Origin of the sequence: Streptomyces triculaminicus (assembly GCF_017349075.1) — a bacterium.
In the GTDB taxonomy this organism is placed as follows: Bacteria; Actinomycetota; Actinomycetes; order Streptomycetales; family Streptomycetaceae; genus Streptomyces; species Streptomyces triculaminicus.
The window spans coordinates 894,642-914,717 of record NZ_JAFMOF010000003.1; the positions used below are offsets into that span (position 1 = coordinate 894,642).

General features: G+C 71.9%; 16 protein-coding genes. 10 read left to right on the top strand and 6 right to left on the bottom strand.

Annotated elements, in window-relative coordinates; translation table 11 throughout:
- Positions 1-45 precede the first annotated feature (45 nt).
- The 3 genes from J1792_RS22580 to J1792_RS22590 all read left to right on the top strand — a co-directional run bounded on the left by J1792_RS22580 (position 46) and on the right by J1792_RS22590 (position 2,021).
- On the top strand, positions 46-735 hold the full coding sequence (locus J1792_RS22580; protein WP_086574041.1) for a response regulator: 690 nt from the start codon (positions 46-48) through the stop codon (positions 733-735).
- A 155-nt stretch (positions 736-890) separates the two neighbouring features.
- Complete coding sequence (locus J1792_RS22585) at positions 891-1,289, top strand: OB-fold nucleic acid binding domain-containing protein (protein ID WP_086574043.1); 399 nt, start codon at positions 891-893, stop codon at positions 1,287-1,289.
- Between the two features lie 3 nt (positions 1,290-1,292).
- The gene (locus J1792_RS22590) at positions 1,293-2,021 is read left to right on the top strand and encodes a DUF3159 domain-containing protein (RefSeq protein WP_086574045.1); all 729 of its coding nucleotides are present in this window, start codon (positions 1,293-1,295) and stop codon (positions 2,019-2,021) included.
- Between the two features lie 73 nt (positions 2,022-2,094).
- Here J1792_RS22590 and J1792_RS22595 read toward each other — a convergent pair whose 3' ends face one another.
- A complete protein-coding gene (locus tag J1792_RS22595; RefSeq protein ID WP_086574047.1) occupies positions 2,095-2,772 on the bottom strand; it encodes a potassium channel family protein in 678 nt (225 codons plus the stop codon).
- Positions 2,772-3,437 carry a potassium channel family protein gene (locus tag J1792_RS22600; protein WP_207248050.1) on the bottom strand — a complete coding sequence of 222 codons (666 nt, stop codon included), beginning with the start codon at positions 3,435-3,437 and terminating at the stop codon, positions 2,772-2,774. Before J1792_RS22600 ends, J1792_RS22595 begins: the two co-directional genes overlap by 1 nt.
- A 258-nt stretch (positions 3,438-3,695) precedes the next feature.
- Here J1792_RS22600 and J1792_RS22605 point away from each other — a divergent pair, with 258 nt between their 5' ends.
- From J1792_RS22605 to J1792_RS22645, 7 genes are all read left to right on the top strand, one after another.
- Positions 3,696-4,388 (top strand): GNAT family N-acetyltransferase, encoded by a 693-nt coding sequence (locus tag J1792_RS22605; RefSeq protein ID WP_086574051.1) that lies wholly within the window; start codon positions 3,696-3,698, stop codon positions 4,386-4,388.
- Between the two features lie 199 nt (positions 4,389-4,587).
- Positions 4,588-7,197, top strand: a complete 2,610-nt coding sequence (locus tag J1792_RS35865; protein ID WP_372446153.1) for a roadblock/LC7 domain-containing protein — start codon at positions 4,588-4,590, stop codon at positions 7,195-7,197.
- Between the two features lie 32 nt (positions 7,198-7,229).
- A complete protein-coding gene (locus J1792_RS22620) occupies positions 7,230-7,556 on the top strand; it encodes a DUF742 domain-containing protein (protein WP_086574267.1) in 327 nt (108 codons plus the stop codon).
- On the top strand, positions 7,534-8,166 hold the full coding sequence (locus tag J1792_RS22625; protein ID WP_086574269.1) for a GTP-binding protein: 633 nt from the start codon (positions 7,534-7,536) through the stop codon (positions 8,164-8,166). Before J1792_RS22620 ends, J1792_RS22625 begins: the two co-directional genes overlap by 23 nt.
- A 1,331-nt stretch (positions 8,167-9,497) precedes the next feature.
- Positions 9,498-10,733 (top strand): cytochrome P450 family protein, encoded by a 1,236-nt coding sequence (locus J1792_RS22635; RefSeq protein WP_207248173.1) that lies wholly within the window; start codon positions 9,498-9,500, stop codon positions 10,731-10,733.
- Positions 10,734-10,918: 185 nt separating this feature from the next.
- Positions 10,919-12,970 carry an APC family permease gene (locus J1792_RS22640; protein ID WP_207248051.1) on the top strand — a complete coding sequence of 684 codons (2,052 nt, stop codon included), beginning with the start codon at positions 10,919-10,921 and terminating at the stop codon, positions 12,968-12,970.
- A gap of 132 nt (positions 12,971-13,102) precedes the next feature.
- On the top strand, positions 13,103-14,431 hold the full coding sequence (locus J1792_RS22645; RefSeq protein ID WP_086571299.1) for a class I SAM-dependent RNA methyltransferase: 1,329 nt from the start codon (positions 13,103-13,105) through the stop codon (positions 14,429-14,431).
- 75 nt (positions 14,432-14,506) lie between these two features.
- On the opposite strand, the gene J1792_RS22650 is transcribed toward J1792_RS22645, so the two are convergent.
- The 4 genes from J1792_RS22650 to brxD all read right to left on the bottom strand — a co-directional run bounded on the left by J1792_RS22650 (position 14,507) and on the right by brxD (position 19,972).
- Positions 14,507-15,502 carry a CU044_5270 family protein gene (locus tag J1792_RS22650; RefSeq protein WP_086571297.1) on the bottom strand — a complete coding sequence of 332 codons (996 nt, stop codon included), beginning with the start codon at positions 15,500-15,502 and terminating at the stop codon, positions 14,507-14,509.
- Positions 15,499-16,062, bottom strand: coding sequence for an RNA polymerase sigma factor (locus J1792_RS22655; protein ID WP_086571296.1), 564 nt, complete (start codon positions 16,060-16,062; stop codon positions 15,499-15,501). The genes J1792_RS22650 and J1792_RS22655 overlap by 4 nt, the downstream gene beginning before the upstream one ends.
- Before the next feature lie 392 nt (positions 16,063-16,454).
- The gene (locus J1792_RS22660) at positions 16,455-18,638 is read right to left on the bottom strand and encodes a DEAD/DEAH box helicase (RefSeq protein ID WP_207248052.1); all 2,184 of its coding nucleotides are present in this window, start codon (positions 18,636-18,638) and stop codon (positions 16,455-16,457) included.
- Positions 18,638-19,972, bottom strand: coding sequence for a BREX system ATP-binding protein BrxD (brxD, locus tag J1792_RS22665; RefSeq protein WP_086571294.1), 1,335 nt, complete (start codon positions 19,970-19,972; stop codon positions 18,638-18,640). Before brxD ends, J1792_RS22660 begins: the two co-directional genes overlap by 1 nt.
- Positions 19,973-20,076: the final 104 nt, after the last annotated feature.

Genomic DNA, 20,076 nt, shown 5'->3' on the forward strand with positions numbered 1-20,076 from the left:
CCGGGCCCCAGGCCGGGGCCCGCACGACAGTAGAGGTGGTTCAGCATGAACCGGGTGCTCGTGGTGGATGACGAGCCGCAGATCGTGCGCGCGCTCGTGATCAACCTCAAGGCGCGGAAGTACGAGGTCGACGCCGCGCCCGACGGCGCCACGGCCCTCCAGCTGGCCGCCGCCCGCCACCCCGACGTGGTCATCCTCGACCTCGGCCTGCCGGATATGGACGGCGTCGAGGTGATCAAGGGCCTGCGGGGCTGGACCCGGGTGCCGATCCTGGTCCTCTCCGCGCGCCAGACCTCCGACGAGAAGGTCGAGGCGCTCGACGCGGGCGCCGACGACTACGTGACCAAGCCCTTCGGCATGGACGAACTGCTGGCCAGACTGAGGGCCGCCGTGCGGCGCGCGGAGCCGACCGGATCCGCGGCCGCGGGCGCCGACGCGATCGTGGAGACGGAGGTCTTCACCGTCGACCTCGCGGCGAAGAAGGTCAACCGGGGCGGCAAGGACGTACGTCTCACGCCCACGGAGTGGCACCTGCTCGAGGTGCTCGTCCGCAACACGGGCCGTCTCGTCAGCCAGAAGCAGCTGCTGCAGGAGGTCTGGGGCCCGTCGTACGGGACCGAGACGAACTACCTGCGCGTCTACATGGCCCAGCTGCGGCGCAAGCTGGAGCTGGACCCCTCGCACCCGAAGCACTTCATCACGGAGCCGGGGATGGGGTACCGGTTCGAGGGGTGAGAGCGGGCAGCCGGCCGGGGGTCCGGGGGTTGCCCCCGGGAGATGCAGCATCACGGAGCCGGGGATGGGGTACCGGTTCGAGGGATGAGGGCGGGTAGCCGGTGGGAGCTGTGAGGGCTGATCCCCGCCCTCCCCGCTCCCGCTACGCTGGTGACATGAGTGCCGTACCCCGTCCCGAGAAGCCGACCGGGCGTTTCCGCCGGATGCTGGACCGGCTGTCCACGTCCCAGGAGGAGCTCCATCACGCGGAGCTGCAGCAGGACGCGGCGGCCGTCGGCTGCACGCCGATCTGCGACTGCGACGACCGGGACATCGTCAAGGTCACCGGCACGCTGCGGACCGTGACGCTGCGCCCGCGCGCCGGCGTCCCCGCGCTGGAGGCCGAGCTCTTCGACGGCTCCGCCGCGCTCGACGTCGTCTGGCTCGGGCGCCGTTCCATCGCCGGGATAGAGCCCGGCCGTAAGCTGATCGCCTCCGGCCGGATCTCCATGAGCCGCGGCCGGAGAGTGCTGTTCAACCCCCGATACGAACTCCGACCGCTCGGACAGGAGTAGCCCTTGTCGTCCATCGACAAGCCGACGGATCATCAGGCCGCCCACGGCGCGCGGGACGCGGACTCCCGAGCGGCCACCGAGGCCGCCCTCTTCGAGGCCTTCGGCGGCGTGCGGGGCATGGTGGAGACCACCGTTCCCGGCCTGGTCTTCGTCGCGATCTACACGGTCAAGCGGGACATCCACGTCGCGGCGATCGCCGCGCTGGGACTGTCCCTGCTGCTCGGCCTCGCCCGGCTCGTCCGCAAGGACACCCTCAAGCACGCCTTCAGCGGTGTCTTCGGGGTCGCCTTCGGCGCCGTCTTCGCGATGATGTCCGGCGACGCCAAGAACTTCTACCTGCCGGGCATGCTCTACAGCCTCGGCCTCGCCGTCGCCTACATCGTCTCGGCCGTCGCGGGCTATCCGCTGATGGGCCTGATCCTCGGCCCGGTGTTCAAGGAGAACCTCTCCTGGCGCACCCGCAACCCCGGCCGCAAGAGGGCCTACACCAAGGCCAGCTGGGCGTGGGGCCTGATCCTGCTCGCCAAGTCGGCCGTCCTCTTCCCGCTCTACTGGTGGGGCGACGTCACCCAGCTGGGCTGGGTGAAGGTGGCGCTCGGCATTCCGCCGATGCTGCTCTCCGTCTACCTGACCTGGATCTTCCTGTCGAAGGCGCCGCCGCCGATCGACGTCTTCGCGGAGATGGAGGAGGCGGAGCGCGCCGAGCGCGAGGCCAAGGCCGCCACGCGCTGACCGCACCCCCGCACATACGAAGGAGGGCCCCCGGGAATCGTCCCGGGGGCCCTCCTTCGTACGCGCTGCGCGGTCAGCCCGCCGTGCCCTCGCGGCGCACCGACAGCAGGTCCTCCAGCTGCTCCTCGCGCGCCGGGGCCGCCACGAACAGCAGCTCGTCGCCGGCCTCCAGCGCGTCCTCCCGGTTGGGGGTGAGCACGCGGGTGCCGCGGATGATGGTGACCAGCGAGGTGTCCTCCGGCCAGTCCACGTCGCCGACGCGGGTGCCGGCCAGGGCCGACTCCGGCGCCAGGGTGAGCTCGACGAGGTTGGCGTCGCCCTGGCTGAAGCGCAGCAGGCGCACCAGGTCGCCGACGCTCACGGCCTCCTCGACCAGCGCCGACATCAGGCGCGGGGTGGAGACGGCCACGTCCACGCCCCAGGACTCGTTGAACAGCCACTCGTTCTTGGGGTTGTTCACCCGGGCCACGACCCGCGGCACGCCGTACTCCGTCTTGGCGAGCAGCGAGACGACGAGGTTGACCTTGTCGTCACCGGTCGCCGCGATCACGACGTTGCAGCGCTGCAGCGCGGCCTCGTCGAGCGAGGTGATCTCGCACGCGTCGGCCAGCAGCCACTCCGCCAGCGGCACCCGCTCCACCGAGATGGCCGAGGGGGCCTTGTCGATGAGCAGCACCTCGTGCCCGTTCTCCAGCAGCTCGCCCGCGATGGAGCGGCCGACGGCACCGGCACCAGCAATAGCAACCCGCATCAGTGCGCCTCCTCGGGACCAGCGGAGAACGCCGCCTCGACCTTCTCGACCTCGTCGGTGCGCATCATCGCGTGCACCAGATCGCCTTCCTGCAGCACCGTCGCCGACGTCGGCAGCATGGCCTCGCCCAGTCGGGTGAGGAACGCCACGCGCACCCCGGTCTCGTCCTGCAGCAGGCTCACCTTCTGGCCCACCCAGCCCTCCGAGACGGGCACCTCGGCGAGCTGGACGCCACCGCTGGGGTCGCGCCACAGCGGCTCCGCGCCCGACGGCAGCAGCCGCCGCAGCATCTGGTCGGCGGTCCACCGCACGGTGGCGACGGTCGGGATGCCCAGGCGCTGGTAGACCTCGGCACGGCGGGGGTCGTAGATGCGGGCCGCGACGTTCTCCACGCCGAACATCTCGCGCGCCACCCGGGCGGCGATGATGTTGGAGTTGTCGCCGCTGCTGACGGCGGCGAAGGCGCCCGCCTCCTCGATGCCGGCCTCGCGCAGGGTGTCCTGGTCGAAGCCGACGCCGGTCACCCGGCGGCCGCCGAACCCGGAGCCCAGGCGGCGGAAGGCCGTCGGGTCCTGGTCGACCACGGCGACCGTGTGGCCCTGCTGCTCAAGGGTCTGCGCGAGGGCGGAGCCCACTCGCCCGCACCCCATGATCACGATGTGCACAACGCCTACCCCATGCTCCGGACTACCGCGCTGACCTGCACCAACACCCTGCTCACATCTTCCTTCTCAAACTCACGGCCCCACGAGGGATGACTCGCGGGTCCGACGCGAGGCGCCCTCGACGGGCGCTGCCCGCGTCAGGCGCACGGCACCACCGTATCCGCAACCCCCCGGGGGCCGGGCCCCGGACCGCCGAGTGGGCGCCCCTGCCCAGGACGGCCCTTCCTTGTTGCGAATGATTCGCAATAAGCTCGCCCGATGATCAAGACTTACGACTCTTCTGTCGGCTCGTCCGCGCTGACGTTTGCCGAGGCGGTACGGGCCTGGGTGACCGGCTGGTCGGTCTCCCGGGGCGCCCCGGCCCCCGTCGAGGTGCCCGGCGGCTACCGCATCGACGTGGGGCTGCCGGGGCACGTGCGCCGCTACGTCCTGCCGGAGGCGGACCCGGCCGTCCTGCGCGACCTGGTGGCCGCCGCCACCGAGCCGGGCACCTGGATCAAGGTCTGCGCCCCGGCCGGGCGCGTCACGCCGGCGCTGACGCCCCGGTGGGAGGTGCACGACCCGGAATTCATGATGTCCACCACGCTGCGCCCGGCGGACGCGACCGCCCCCGACGGCTACACGGTCCGCACCGTGACCGCCGACGGCGTCACCGAGGCCGAGGTGAGGGCCGCGGACGGCTCGCTCGCCGCGAGCGGCCGCACCGGCCGCACCGGGGGAGTGGTCGTCTTCGACCGGATCGCCACCGACGCCGCTCACCGTCGCCGGGGGCTGGGCCGCCTCGTGATGCGCGCCCTCGGCGCGGCCGCGCTGGAGCGGGGTGCGGAGCACGGCGTGCTCGTCGCCACGCGCGAGGGCCTCGCGCTGTACGGCGCACTGGGCTGGGATCTGCGCGGAACGGTCACGCCCTGTGTTCTCGGCGCCGAGGACGGCGGGTCCGGGGGCGCCTGACGTCTCGCCACATGGCCGGGAATCGATCGCGCATGTCTGTTCGAGTTTCGTAACGAAGATCGGACACACGGTCACGGGCGCGGTTAGGATGATCGATGTATTCCGCTTCCGGACGGGACGTCAGGACGCCGACCTGTCCCTCGCCCAGCTGCCGCTGGGTGGTTCCTCACCACATGTCCCCGTCGTCCAAGAGGAATTGATGTCACATCACATACCGGAGGTGGTGATCTGGTGTCTGGCCGTCGCATTGACCGTCGTATCGGTCCTGCTCGCACGCCAGCGGACGATCACCACCGGAGTGCGCAGACGCGTCGATCAACTGGAGGACAGCCTCCGGGCGCGTGACGAGGAGCTGGCCCACCTGGTCGGCGTCCGGCTGCCGGCCGTCTCCGACGCCGTCAGCCAGGACGTTCCGCTGCCCGGCCCGCTCGACGACCGGCTCGCCGGCACCGCCTTCGCGCAGAACCTCCAGTCGGTGATGGACCTGTTCACCCAGGCCGTGGACAAGGCGCAGAGCCGGGCCGACCAGTCCGCCAAGGCCGCGCTCAAGGCGTCCATGCGCGCGCTGCAGGGCCTGGCCCACGAACAGCAGCTCGCCATCTCCGAGATGCAGGAGCGGCACGACAACCCCGACGTCCTGCGGGACCTGCTGGAGATCGACCACGCCAACTCCCAGTTCGGGCGCCGCGCCCAGGCCATCGCCGTGCTCTGCGGCTCCTGGCCCGGCCGGCAGCGCGTGGCCTCCCAGCTCACCGACGTCGTCCGGGGCGCCACCTCGCGCATCCGCGACTACCGCCGCGTCCGCGTGCACAGCCACGCGGACATCGCCGTCGTCAGCCGTGCCGTCGAGCCGGTCGTGCTCGCCGTCGCCGAGCTCCTTGACAACGCCGCCCGCCACTCCCAGCCCAACACCACCGTCGAGGTCAGCATCCAGCCCGTGCACAACGGCGCCTGCATCGTCATCGACGACGCCGGCGTGGGCATGGACGACCAGGAGATCCAGCAGGCCACGGCCATGCTGTCGGGCCGCCGGGTCGTGGACGTCTCGCGCCTCGGCGACCCGCCGCAGTTCGGACACCCCGTCATCGGGGTGCTCGGCGCGCGCTACGGCTTCAGCGTCTCGGTCGACACCCGCTCCCCGTTCGGGGGCGTGCGGGCCGTGCTCTTCCTGCCCGGCGCGCTGCTGACCCAGCTCGACATCGACGGCCCCGGCACCACGCCGCTCGCCGGCCGCGGCGGCCGCGGCCGCGACGCCTCCGACAGACCGCGCCGCCCCTCACGCCCGCGCACCGGCCGCCACGCGGAGCGCACGCACGCTCCGCACGCGCCCGGGGCGCACCGGGCGCCTGCGGCGCACCAGGCTCCGGAGGCGCCGGCCGGGCCGGCCGCCGGGCCTACGGCGGGGCCGGCCGCAGGACGCTCTGCCGGGCCCATCGCGGGGCCGTCGGCTGGGCGTTCTGCCGGGCCCGTCGACGGGCCGGCCGCCGGGCCCACGGCTGGGCCGTCGGCTGGACGCTCTGCCGGGCCCATCGCCGGGCCGGCCGGCGCTCCCGCGTCCGCGGGGACCGGGGACACCGCCTCGGGCTTCCCGGGCGCCCCTGAGACCCCTGGCTTCCCGGGCGTACCGGAGGCCTCGGGCTTCCCGGAGGTACCCAAGGCCCCCGGTTTCTCGGGCACCCGAGAGACCCCGAACGCCCACCAGGCCCCCGGCTTCCGGGACGCCTCCGAGACCCCGCGAGCCCACGGGACACCCGGCTTCCCGGGCGCCCCGAAGGTCCCTGGCTTCTCGGACGTACCCAAGGTCCCCGGTTTCTCGGACGCCTCCGAGACCCCGCGAGCCCACGAGGTCCCCGGCCTCCCGGGCGTACCCGAGGCCTCCGCCTTCCCGGGCGTACCCGAGATCCCCGGCTTCCCGGGCGCCCCCGAGGCCCCCGGCCTCCCCGGCACCCCGAGACGCCCGGCGCCTCCGGCGACCCCGGCGCCGCCTCGCACGTCATCGGCTCCACCGCCGGCGGCCTGCCCAAGCGTCGCCGTCGGCAGCCCGCCGGCGGGCCGCACGGCCGGCGGGCCCCGGCGCCCACGCCCACCGAGATGCCCAAGGAACGCACGGCGGAGGAGAACGCCCGGCGCATGGGCGCGTTCGCGCGCGGTACCCGTACCGGCCGTACCGGCAGCCACCAGATGCCCCCGCTCGGAGACGTCCCGCAGGGACCGCCCCCGCCCCGGCCCGCGCCGCCCACCGGCCCCGGCGCCGGAACCCCACAGGGGCCACCCCGCCCGTGCCGCCCAGCGGCAGCGGCAGCGGCCCCGGCTCCGTCCCCCCGCCCGGCCGGCGCCCCGGCCATGCCCCCGTAGAAGACGAAGGGAACCCGTACGCGTGATGGACCACATGAACAAAGAGCTGGGCTGGATGCTCGACGAGGTCGTCAAGATGCCGGAGGCCCGGCACGCGATCCTGCTCTCCGCCGACGGCATGCTGCGCGCCCACTCGCAGGGCATCCACCGCGACGAGGCGGAGCGTCAGGCGGCCGCCCTGTCGGGGCTGCAGTCCATCAGCCGCTCCACCTCCGACTTCTGCACCCACCCCCAGCACCAGGACACCCCCTGGCGGCAGACGCTGGTGGAGTTCGCGCACGGCTACGTCTTCCTCATCGCGGCCGGGCCCGGCGCCTACCTCGCCGTCTCCGCCGGCGAGAACGTCGACATGGAGGCCGTCACCTACCGCATGCAGAAGACGGTCGACCGGCTCGGCAAGGAACTGACCAGCCCGCCCCGGCAGGACGGCTGGCAGGGTACGGGCCCGGCGTGACCCCGCCGGCGCCAGGACGCGACAGAGGGCTGGTGCGCCCGTACGTCGTCACCGACGGCCGCTCCCACCCCACGCGCAACACCTTCGACCTGGTCACCCTGGTCATGGCGCACGACGACCGGCCGCTGGGCGGTCTCAGCCCGGAGAAGCGCGCCCTCATGGAACTCTGCCTGGGCGGCGCCCTGTCCGTCGCCGAGATCGCCGGCCACCTGATGCTGCCCGTCAGCGTCACCAAGGTGCTGCTCGGCGATCTCGTCGACAGCGGCCACCTCTCCACCCGGGCCCCCATCCCCTCGGCACAGCTGCCCGAGGCCCAGATCCTGCAGGAGGTGCTGGATGGACTCCGCGCTCGCCTCTGACCACGGCGCGTACGGTGCCCACCCCGACGGCGGCGTCTACCTGCGGCGGACCGTACGGACCGCCGCCAAGATCCTCGTCGTCGGGCACTTCGCCGTCGGCAAGACCACCTTCGTCGGCTCGCTCTCGGAGATCCGGCCGCTGCGCACGGAGGAGACGATGACGCAGGCCGGCGCGCTCGTCGACGACCTCGCGGGCATCGAGGGCAAGACCACCACCACGGTCGCCATGGACTTCGGCCGGCTGACCCTCAGCGACAGCCTCGTCCTCTACCTGTTCGGCGCGCCGGGCCAGCAGCGTTTCACCCGGCTGTGGCAGGACATGACCCAGGGGGCGCTCGGCGCGCTCGTCCTGGCCGACACCCGGCGTCTCGAGCAGTCCTTCGAGGTCATGGGGCTGCTGGAGGAGCACGGCCTGCCGTACGCGGTGGCCGTCAACCACTTCGACGGCGCCCCCACGCACCCCGAGGAGGAGATCCGCGAGGCCCTCGACCTGCTCCCCGAGACCCCGCTGGTCACCTGCGACGCCCGCGACCGGATCTCCTCCACCCGCGCGCTGATCAGCCTGGTGGAGTACCTGCAGACCCGTACCGCCGTACAGGAGCACGTGTGACCCACCGCCCCGACGCCGGCCCTCCGCCGTCCGCCATGCCCTCGGCGGTCTGCCCCGCGCACCAGGGCCCCGGCACCCCGCTGTACGGGCCGGACTTCGCCGCCGACCCGCACACCGTCTACGAGCGGCTGCGGGAGTACGGGCCCGCCGCCCCCGTCGAGCTGGCACCCCGCGTGCGGGCCACGCTGGTCACCGACTACCGGGCCGCCCTCCACGTACTCCGCACCCCGGAGGCCTTCGTCAAGGACGCCCGCCACTGGCGGGCCTTCACCGAGGGCCGCGTCGAGGCCGACAACCCCGTCGTGCCGATGATGGCCTACCGGCCCAACTGCCTGTTCTCCGACGGCGACGACCACCGCCGCTACCGGCAGGCCGTCGACGACAGCCTCGCCCGCATCGACCCCAACGCCCTGCGCGGCTACGTCGAGCGCAGCGCCGACAGCCTCATCGACCGCTTCACCGCGCTCGGCGAGGCCGACCTGCTCGGCTCGTACGCCAAGACCCTCCCGCTGCTGGTCTTCCAGCAGCTCTTCGGCTGCCCCACCGAGATCGGCGACCGCCTCGTCGAGGGCTTCTCCGGCATCTTCGACGGCGTCGACGCCGAACGCGCCGACGCGCTCATCACCAGCAGCCTCCAGGAGCTCATCGCCCTCAAGCGCGAGCTCCCCGGAGCGGACATGACCTCCTGGCTGATGGCCCATCCGGTCCAGCTCAGCGACGAGGAGATGCTCCACCAGCTCGTCGTCCTCATCGGCGCCGGCACCGAGCCCCAGCAGAACCTCATCGCCAACGCGCTGCGGCTGCTGCTGTCCGACGACCGCTTCGCCGGCGACCTGGCCGGCGGCAGCATGCCCGTCGAGGACGCCCTCGACGAGGTCCTCTGGCTCGACCCGCCGATGGCCAACTACGCCGTCCACTACCCCACCGCCGACCTCGACCTCGGCGGGGTGCCGCTGCGCGCCGGCGAGCCCGTCGTGGTCAGCTTCGCCGCCGCCAACACCGACCCCGCCCTGCGCTCCGACCGCCGCACCGGCAACCGCGCCCACCTCGCCTGGAGCGCGGGCCCGCACCACTGCCCCGCCAAGGACCCGGCCCGGCTCATCGCGGCCGTAGCCGTCGAGAAGCTCCTCGACCGGCTCCCCGACCTGGAGCTGGCGGTGCCCGCCGAGCGCCTGGTGTGGCGGCCCGGCCCCTTCCACCGCGCCCTGACCGCGCTGCCCGTGCGCTTCCCGCCCGTCCCCGTGCCCGTACCGGCGCCCCAGCCCCCGCACCCCGGCGGGGCACCCTCGGCCGGCCGCGCAGCCGCCGGCCACGACCCCTGGAGACAGACGATGGACCGCCTCACCTGCCCCGTCGCCATCGATCCCGCCGGCGCCGACATCCACGGCGAGGCCGCCCGCATCAGCGCCCACGGCCCGGCGGTCCCCGTGGAGCTCCCTGATGGCGTGGTGGCATGGGCGGTGACCAGCCAGCCGCTGCTCAAGCGGCTGCTCACCGACCCCCGCGTCTCCAAGGACCCGCGCCGGCACTGGCCCGCCTGGATCAACGGCGAGATCTCCCCGGAATGGCCGCTGTACACCTGGGTGTCGGTGACGAACATGTTCACCGCCTACGGAAGCGAGCACAAGCGGCTGCGCACCCTCGTCGCCAAGGCCTTCACCGCCCGCCGCACCGCCGCGCTGCGGCCCCGGATCGAGGAGATGGCCGCCGCCCTCCTCGACGGCCTCGCCGCCACCGCGCCCGGTGAGAGCGTCGACCTGCGCGAGCACTACGCCTACTCCATCCCGATCCAGGTGATCTGCGAGCTGTTCGGCGTGGAGGACGAGGCCACCCGGGAGGGGCTGCGCCGCTGCGTCGACTCGATCTTCCACACCTCCGCCGACCCGGAGGAGGTCACCGCCACCTACACCGAGCTCTACGGCCTCCTCGGCGGCATCGTCGCCGCCAAGCGCGCCAAGCCCGGCGACGACATGACCAGCGTCCTGATCTCCGCCCGCGACGACGACGCGAAGACGCCGCTGAGCGAGCAGGAGCTCGTCGACACCCTGCTGCTGATGATCGGCGCCGGCCACGAGACCACCGTCAACCTCCTCGACAACGCCATCCACGCCCTGCTCACCCACCCCGAGCAGCTCGCCCTCGTCCGCGCCGGCAAGGCCGGCTGGAACGATGTGATCGAGGAGACACTGCGCCACCAGGCGCCCGTCGCCAGCCTCCCGCTGCGCTACGCGGTCGAGGACATCGAGCTCGACGGCGGCGTCACCCTGCGCCAGGGCGACGCGATCCTCGCCGCCTACGCCGCGGCCGGCCGCGACCGCGCCGTGTACGGCGACGACGGCGCCCGCTTCGATGTGACTCGTGCCACCAAGGACCACCTCTCCTTCGGGCACGGCGTCCACTTCTGCCTGGGCGCCCCGCTGGCCCGGCTGGAGGCGGAGGTCGCCCTGCCCGCCCTCTTCGAGCGCTTCCCGGACATGGCCCTGGCCGTGGACCCCAAGGAGCTGGTCCAGGTGGACTCCTTCATCTCCAACGGCCACCGCATGCTGCCGGTCCGGCTGCGGCCCTGACCCGTACTCCGGCTACGGACCGCGGCCCCGACCTGCCGCTTCGCGCGGCCCCTCGGCGGCCCCATACCCCGTCCCGGCACCGGCCGGGGCGGGGAACCGCTCGTCTTAACGCCCCTTTAACGGAATTCGGCGCCGTCGGGTAGCCGGGTGGGCGCCATCGATATCGAACCCTTACGATCCTCTGCGTGTCCAAATTGACCGACCTGCCGAAACGGATCCTCATCGGCCGGGCGTTGCACAGCAACAAGCTGGGGGAGACCCTTCTCTCCAAGCGCATCGCCCTACCCGTCTTCGCGTCCGACCCCCTCTCCTCCGTCGCGTACGCGCCGGGCGAGGTGCTGCTCGTCCTGTCCGTGGCAGGCGTGTCCGCCTACAACTTCAGCCCGTGGATCGCCCTCGCGGTCGTCGTGCTGATGTTCACGGTGGTCGCCTCCTACCGACAGAACGTCCACGCCTACCCCTCCGGCGGCGGTGACTACGAGGTCGCCAACGTCAATCTGGGCCCGAAGGCCGGCCTCACGGTCGCCAGCGCCCTGCTCGTCGACTACGTCCTGACCGTCGCCGTCTCGATCTCCTCCGGCATCGAGAACCTCGGCTCCGCCGTCCCCTTCGTCATCGAGCACAAGACGTTCTCGGCCGTCGCCGTGATCATCCTGCTGACGCTGATGAACCTGCGCGGCGTCAAGGAGTCGGGCAAGCTCTTCGCGATCCCGACGTACGTCTTCGTCGGCGGCGTCTTCGTGATGATCGCCTGGGGGGCCGTCCGCGGCCTGCTCATGGGCGAGACGATGAAGGCCCCCACCGCCGACTTCACCATCCACGCCGAGCACCAGGGCCTGGCCGGCTTCGCGCTGGTCTTCCTGCTGCTGCGGGCCTTCTCCTCCGGCTGCGCCGCCCTGACGGGCGTCGAGGCGATCAGCAACGGCGTCCCCGCCTTCCGCAAGCCCAAGTCGAGGAACGCCGCCACCACCCTGGCCCTGATGGGCGGCCTGGCCGTCACCATGTTCTGCGGCATCATCGCGCTGGCCATGGCCACCGACGTGCGGATGGCCGAGCACCCCGCCACCGACCTGCTCAAGAACGGCACGCCGGTCGGCGAGGGCTACACCCAGAACCCGGTCATCTCGCAGGTGGCCGAGGCGGTCTTCGGCAACGGCTCGTTCCTCTTCATCGTGCTCGCCGCCGCCACCGCCCTCGTGCTGTTCCTGGCGGCCAACACCGCCTACAACGGCTTCCCGCTGCTCGGCTCGATCCTGGCCCAGGACCGCTACCTGCCGCGTCAGCTGCACACCCGCGGCGACCGGCTCGCGTTCTCCAACGGCATCGTCCTGCTCGCCGCGGCCGCCGCGATACTGGTCTACATCTACGGCGCGGACTCCACGAAGCTGATCCAGCTCTACATCGTCGGCGTCTTCGTCTCCTTCACCCTCAGCCAGACCGGCATGGTGCGGCACTGGAACCGCCTGCTGGCCGGCGAGACCGACCCGGCCAAGCGCCGCCACATGGTCCGCTCCCGGGCGATCAACGCCTTCGGCGCCTTCTTCACCGGCCTGGTGCTCGTGGTCGTGCTGATCACGAAGTTCACGCACGGCGCCTGGGTGGCCCTGCTCGGCATGGTGATCTTCTACGCCACCATGACCGCCATCCGGAAGCACTACGACCGGGTCGCCGAGGAGATCGCCGCGGGCGACGAGCCCGGCGACGAGACCGTCCGCCCCTCCCGGGTGCACGCCATCGTCCTGGTCTCCAAGATCCACAAGCCCACGCTGCGGGCCCTCGCCTACTCCAAGCTGATGCGCTCCGACACCCTCGAGGCCCTGACCATCAGCGTCGACGCGGACGAGACCAAGGCCCTGCGCGAGGAGTGGCAGCGGCGCGGCATCGACGTACCGCTGAAGGTCCTCGACTCGCCCTACCGCGAGATCACCCGCCCGGTCATCGACTACGTCAAGCGCCTCCGCAAGGAGAGCCCGCGCGACGTGATCAGCGTCTACATCCCCGAGTACGTCGTCGGCCACTGGTATGAGCACCTGCTGCACAACCAGAGCGCGCTGCGGCTCAAGGGCCGCCTGCTCTTCACGCCCGGCGTGATGGTCACCTCCGTGCCCTGGCAGCTGGACTCCTCCGAGGCCGCCAAGCTGCGCGCCCGCAAGCGCGCCGAGTGGAACGCCCCCGGTTCGGTGCGGCGCGGCCCGGTGACGGAGTCGAAGAAGGAGAAGGCGGCGACCAAGAAGTAGCGCCGTCGTCGGTGGGTCGTCGACGCCGGCGGTGGGTCGTCGACGCCGGTGGGTCATCGACGGGGTGAGGTGGGACGTAGACTGGACGGCTGTCCCGCCTCACCCCGTTTGACGTATCTGGAGCCGACCCGCATGCACAAGGAATCGCAGGACTCGCTGGTCGGTCACGAGTACGAGGTCGAGGTCGGCCCGGTCGCCCACGGCGGTCACTGCGTCGCCCGCACCGAGTCCGGACGGGTCCTCTTCGTCCGCCACGCCCTCCCCGGCGAGCGGGTGACCGCCCGGATCACCGAGGGCGAGTCGACCTCCCGCTTCCTGCGGGCGGACGCCGTGGAGATCCTCTCGGCCTCCAAGGACCGCGTCGAGGCCCCCTGCCCCTTCTCCGGCCCCGGCAAGTGCGGCGGCTGCGACTGGCAGCACGCCAAGCCCGGCGCCCAGCGCCGCTTCAAGGGCGAGGTCATCGCCGAACAGCTCCAGCGCCTCGCCGGCCTCACCCCCGAGGACGCGGGCTGGGACGGCACCGTGATGCCGGCCGAGGGCGACAAGCTCCCCGCGGGCGAGGTCCCCGCCTGGCGCACCCGCGTGCAGTACGCCGTGGACGCCGAGGGCCACGCGGGCCTGCGCAAGCACCGCTCGCACGACGTCCAGGTGATCGACCACTGCATGATCGCCGCGCCGGGCGTGACCGAGCTGGGCATCGAGAAGCGCGAGTGGCCGCAGATCGCCACGGTCGAGGCCATCGCGGCCTCGGGCTCCGCCGACCGCCAGGTGATCCTCACCCCCAAGCCGGGCGGCCGCCTCCCGATCGTCGAACTGGACAAGCCGGTCTCGGTGATGCGCGTCGGCGAGAAGGACCAGCGCATCCACCGCGTCCACGGCCGCCCCTTCGTCCGCGAGCGCGCCGACGAGCGCACCTACCGCGTCGGCGAGGGCGGCTTCTGGCAGGTCCACCCCCAGGCGGCCGACACCCTGGTCAAGGCCGTCATGCAGGGCCTCATGCCCCGCAAGGGCGACATGGCCCTCGACCTCTACTGCGGCGTGGGCCTCTTCGCCGGCGCCCTCGGCGAGCGCATCGGCGAGAAGGGCGCGGTGCTGGGCATCGAGTCCGGCAAGCGCGCGGTGGAGGACGCCCGCCACAACCTCCAGGACCTCGACCGCGTGCGCATCGAGCACGGCAAGGTCGAGGACGTCCTCCCGCGCACCCGCATCGACAGCGCCGACATCATCGTCCTCGACCCCCCGCGCGCCGGCGCCGGCAAGAAGACGGTCCGCCACCTCGCCTCCCTCGGCGCCCGCCGCATCGCCTACGTGGCCTGCGACCCGGCAGCCCTCGCCCGCGACCTCGCCTACTTCGCCGAGGAGGGCTACAAGCCGGTGAAGCTCCGGGCGTTCGACCTCTTCCCGATGACGCACCACGTGGAGTGCGTGGCGATCCTGAAGCCGGTGGGGCAGGGCGCCTGAGCTCTACTCCCCGGAGGGGCACCGTGACAGAGCTCGGTGCCCTCCGGGGTGGGCAGCCCCGGAGGTAGGGGGCTGCTACGGCCGCGGGGCCGGCTTCGGGGCCTCCCAGGCGGGGCCCACGGAGAGGTAGGTGGTGCGGAGGAGGAGGTCGCCGGCCCGGAGCTTCTGCGTTCCCCATTTCAGGCCGTCGTTCCGCGCCGTGGTCACGGCCTCCAGCGTGTGGAGCGTCCCGGGGTCGATGATCAGTCGCAGGCGCCAGGTGTCGGCGTCCAGGTCGACGGCCGTGCCGGGGCGACCGGTGCTGTCCTTGACCTGTTCCGTCACCCGCGCCCCGGGAATCCCGGTGAGGACCTTGAACAGTGCGGCCCGCAGCCGCGGTTCGGCGGGTGAGCGGGCGAGCAGCTCCTCGATGCCGTTGAAGAGCCCCTCCTCGGCCGATTCCCCGGTGGCCTTTCCGAGGAGTCGGGCCCGCAGTGCTGCCGGGTCGGTGGGCAGCTTGTTCAGGTCGTCCCACATGATCGGATTGCGGTCGATCCAGAAGGCCGTCCCCGCCATCCCCAACTCGGAGTGCTCCCGGACCGGGCCGTCACCGAACTGCCCGCGTTTGTCATTCCGGCTCAGCCAGACGGTCTCGTACGACTCGTCCTTCTGGGCCTTCTCGCTGTTCCGGCTCCAGTGGGAGGTCCGCACCTTCCAGTACGGTGCCGTGCCCGTCCGCTCCTGCGCCGCCGCCCGCTCCGCCGCCGGGGAGCTGCCGTGCCCGTCCCCGGAGCCCGACCAGGGCTGGAACGCGACACCCAGCGCGACCGCCACGACCGCCGCCACGGAGGCGAGCACGGGAAGGCGCCGCCGCCATGTCCGCACCGGGACCACCGCGACCACCGGCTCCCGTTCGAGCTCGACGGTCGGCACGTCCCCCTCCGCCCGGTCGGCGGCTGCCGACCGCACGGCGGCCAGCGCCGCGGCTACGGCGTCCGCCGAGGGCGGCGCGACCTTGCCCGCGGCCTTCAGCCGCCGGGCGCCGGGGAAGTCGAGGAGGTCCCTGTCGTTCATGTCCTGCTGCCCGGTCATGCGAGGTCTCCTGTCAGGGGAAGCGGGGCGGAGGGGGCGAGTACCGCGCGCAGCCGGGTGCGCGCCCGGTGCAGCCGGGACCTGGCCGTGCCCGCGGGGACGCCGACGACGGCCGCGGCCTCGGTGGGGCTGAGCTGCTCCCACGCGATCAGGAGCAGCAGCTCCCGCTCCACGGCCGGCAGCTCGGCCAGGGTCCGGCGCATCAGCGGCGCGACCGCCGCCGCGTCCAGCCTCCGGTCGACGGCGTGCCACGGGTCGCTGCTCGCCTCGCCGGCGAGCGTGGCGGCGGCGGCCCCGGGCCGTTCCTGCCCGCGCCAGTGCGCGGCCAGCACGTTGCGGGCCACGCCGAAGAGCCATGCCCGGACCGGCCCGCGGGCCGCGTCGTAGGTGCCGCGTCCCGCGTAGGCCCGTAGCCAGGCCTCGGCCAGCAGATCGTCCGCCGCGCCGGGCGCCCGGCGTGCGAAGTAGCCGTGCAGCGCCCTCGAATGGCGCTCCACGAGCGGTTCGAAGGCCGACGCGTCGGTTCCCGAGCGCGCCAGCAGTTCCTCGTCCGTTGCCACGGACCTCCCCTTCCACGGGCCACGCCTTCCGCGGCCCCCTCCCCTTCTTGTGTCCGCCTCGCGAAAGCGTTCGCGCCCGGGGAGCCGGGCGCGCGGGGGCCCGCGCACGGTGCGACGGACCGGCGGGAGGAGAAGTGATCGATCTCCGGTGCTGGTGGCCATCCTGCAGCCGGTGGCCAAAGAGGCCTGAACCGGGGTTTATGGCATTCCGAATGCCACAGGGAGCGGCGGTCAAGCGGGCCAAGCTCACGGGTAAGGTGCCCTTGTCCTGGAGAGCGAGGTTCTGGTGAAGGTTCTGCAGCGGGCCCGTGAGATCTGGCCGGGGTATGTGCCAGCGGCGAGGAAGGCAACGACTTGGCTCATGCCCACCGCCGACTACCCCGCGCTCGCGGTCAGACGGAGGAATCCAAGTCAAAGTGCACCGGCTCCACAAGCACGGCATGCGCGCCCTCGAAGTCCGCGAGCCGTGCCGCGACCGTTGCCGTCGCGAGTCGCTGAGGCAGCGCGGAGGAGAATTTCAGTCCCTGCACAGCTCGCCGGTCCACATCCGGGAGCAGCAATGCCGAGCCCCCCTCGGCGCCTGCATGGGCTTTGCGCCAAGCTTGGGACGTCAGGTCCTCCCGTAGCCGCACACAGCAGTCGGTCGGGCGCTGAACGGGATCGGCGATCGACGGAAGTGTCGCGGCGAGTGTGGCATTGGCGCGATATCCGGCCCAGGTCCACCAGCGCACATCACCGCCCGTTCGGGTCACCAGCGTCCCGCCGGGGTGCACCACGTGAGGAGCGCCCTCCTGCCGCCACTCGCTCAGACACGCCGTCGCCCGGCGGGTCAGCGAGACAGGGGGATCTGCACCCAGGAGTACCTCACGCATGGCGCGCGTGAGCGCGTACGACAGGCCGACGAGCGAGCCGCTTGTCCACTTGGCGACTCCGCCGCTGTCGACCGGCTCGACGAAGACCCGCTTGCGCCCCCAGTCGATGAAGGTCACATGCCAGCTGCGACCGGCCAGCAGCAATCGGCGCGGCCCCGGCCGTTCCTCGGTCAGTACGGAGGGGTCCATCTGCCCGATCTCCGTACGCCCCGACAAGACGGTGAACTGAGGGGGTGCTGTGAAGGAGGCGGTCAGCTCGATGAAGTGACGTCGGCCGAAGCGTTGTTCGGCTGCGGGGCCGATGAACAGCATGCCGCCGTCCTCGTCGAGAAAGCCCTCGCTCACCAGATGGCGCAGGATGGGGGTTGCCGAGCGGTCGAAGGGGGCGAGACCGTTCCACTGCTCGGGCCACAAACGGTCGCCGATCTTGTGCTCTTGAAGTATGGCGGCGAGCAGCTGTTGCGCCACCAGGTGGCGTGGCTCGGGCGGTGCGATCACCGGCTCGACCCAGCCTCGCCCCCAGAGCAGAAGCAGCGCAGCCGCCTGCAGCAGAGCGTCCTTGCGCGTCGCGAGGAACAGGCAGTTGCGAGCCGCCCCTGGTCGCCGTCCCGTCCTCCCTAGGCGTTGCAAGAACGACGCCACCGTGCCGGGTGAGTCGACCTGAATGACGCGGTCCAAGTCACCCACGTCAATGCCGAGTTCCAGGGTGGACGTCGAGACGATGACACAGTCCCGCGCTTCCGCGAACGCCTGCTCGGACCTGGCTCTCTCCTCCGCTGCCAGCGAGGCATGCGACAGGAACACGGTCACATCGCGCGCCCGGAGCGCCGCGCCCAGCTGCTCCACCTGGCGCCGCGAGTCGCAGAACACCAGCCGCTTCTCGCCTTTGTGCAGGGCGGCGATGAGTTTTGCGGCGTTATTGAGAGAGCCGACGTAATCCAGTTCCACGTCGCCCGCCGGGACCGTGGGGCGTGCGCCTTCCGGGACGTGGCCGCGTGCGGAAACCACATCCGGTGCGGCGACGGAGTCAGGAGCGACGACCCGGCCCGGCCGCTTCCCGGAGCCGGACCCTTGCAGCCAGGAGAGCAACTGCCGGGGATTTCCGACGGTCGCCGAGAGCCCGATCCGCTGGAGCGGGCGCCCCGTGATCCGCTGCAGACGCTCCAGCACGGCCAGCAGGTGCCAGCCGCGGTCGTCGCCCGCGAAGGCATGTACCTCGTCGATGATGACCGCCCGCACGTTCCCCAGTAGACGGGCATGGTCGGTCTTCACGCCGATGAGCATGGCCTCCAGCGACTCGGGCGTGGTGAGCAGGACGTCTGGAGGCTCGGTGCGCATGCGCCGACGTTGCGACTCCTTCGTGTCACCATGCCACAGGCCGGCGCGCCGACCGAGCCATTGGGCGTACGAGTCAATGCGTGTCACCAGATTGTTGAGCAGCGCCTTGAGCGGACACAGGTAGAGCACGGAGGTGCCGGACCAGTTCTGCGCGGACATGGCCGAAAGGATCGGCAAGCAGGCAGCCTCGGTCTTTCCACCCGCTGTGGGAGCGAGCAGCACGGCGTCCTCGCCGTCCATCAACGGGTTGACTGCGGCGCGCTGCAGCGGCCGCAAGTCGGGCCAGCCGAGTGTGTTCACCACGTGGTGGATGACGACGGGATCGAGCCGTTCCACGGGGTCTGCAGGGTCTCCAGTGCCGGTCATCACACGTCCAGCTCGATGTCGTCGGCTGATGTCGCAGCGACCAGATTCCTTTCCATGCCGGTGAGCTCAGCGTCGGCTACGGTCAGCCGGTAGTGCTTTCTGGGGTCGAAGTCCTCGAACTGGTCGATGCGGTCGAGGACATCGCCGACGAGCTTCTTCAACAAGAGCCGGGGAGCGACACCGGCCTTCCCGCTCAGGGCCCCACCGACAGCGCGGGCCAGCTCGGCGACGTACACGTCATCTGCGAGTGCCATGACGCGCTCGGGGGCGTCGGCGCCCGCGGCATACAGGTCCCGGATGGTCACTCCGAGACGGACCAGTGATTCCAGGGTGAAGCCAGGCAGTCGAAGCTGTACGGCGCGAGGGTTGTCGAAGCGTGGATCGGTGGTGAAGTCGGTGGCGAGGCGTTGCGCGAGCGGCGCGAGGCGCTGCACACCCTGCCGTCCGTCGTAGAAGGCCGGGGTACCCGTAATCACCAGGTACAGGCCAGGGAAGCGCCCCGAATGGACCTCGTCGATGAGCTGCCGCAGCGCGTTCAGGGCCTTGTCCCGGGCGTCCGATCGCACGCGTTGAAGCGTCTCCACCTCGTCCAGGACCATGAACAGCCCCCGGTGCCCGGAGTCGCGGAGCACGGTCAGCAGGCCCTGCAGGAAGCCGAGGGCGCCGAAGTGGTCGAGGTCGCCGCGCACTCCGGCCGACCGCCGTACAGCCGCGGCCACGTGCGGCTGACCACCCAGCCAGGCCAGGACAGCCGCCGCTGTCGCCTCGTCGTTCTCAGTGAGGGCCGACCGGTAACCGCGGAGGGCGGTCGCGAAGGACGGAGCATGCCGGGATACTGCGGCGAGTCGTGCGGTCAGCAGCTTTTCGACCTCGCCGGTCAGTTCGTCCTCGCTTGCTCCGTCCGCGAGGGTGTCCTCCTCCAGCGCGTAGAACCAGGCGTTCACGACGGGCCTGAGCGCGCTGGGTGGGAAGCTCGCCGTGGTCAGCCGCTCGGTCAGGCGCCGGTAGACGGTCTCGAGCTTGTGCAGGGGTGTCTCGGTCTCCGAGATCTGGACCTCGGCCACGGCGAAGCCGAGTCGCTTGGCCCGCTCCCCCAGCCACCGGGTGAAGAAGGTCTTGCCGGAGCCGTACTCACCGCGTACGGCTTTGAACACCGATGCCCCGGAGGCGACCGCGTGCAACTCGTCGTCGAGTGCTGTTTCGAACCGGTCCAGGCCGGTGGCCAGCAGGTCGAGCCCGGCCTCGGGCACGGCGCCGCGTCGCAGGGCGTCGATCACCGCACGGCGGCGTGCCGCACTGGCGTGGGCGGAACGGGAGGACTGGGCGGTACTCACGTCACCAGTCTCCCATCGAGGCGAGGGTCCGGAGGCCGGCACCGTGGTTGGCTGAAGTGGAGCGTTTCACCGAGCAGTTACGTTGACTGGCCCGTTCTCGCCTT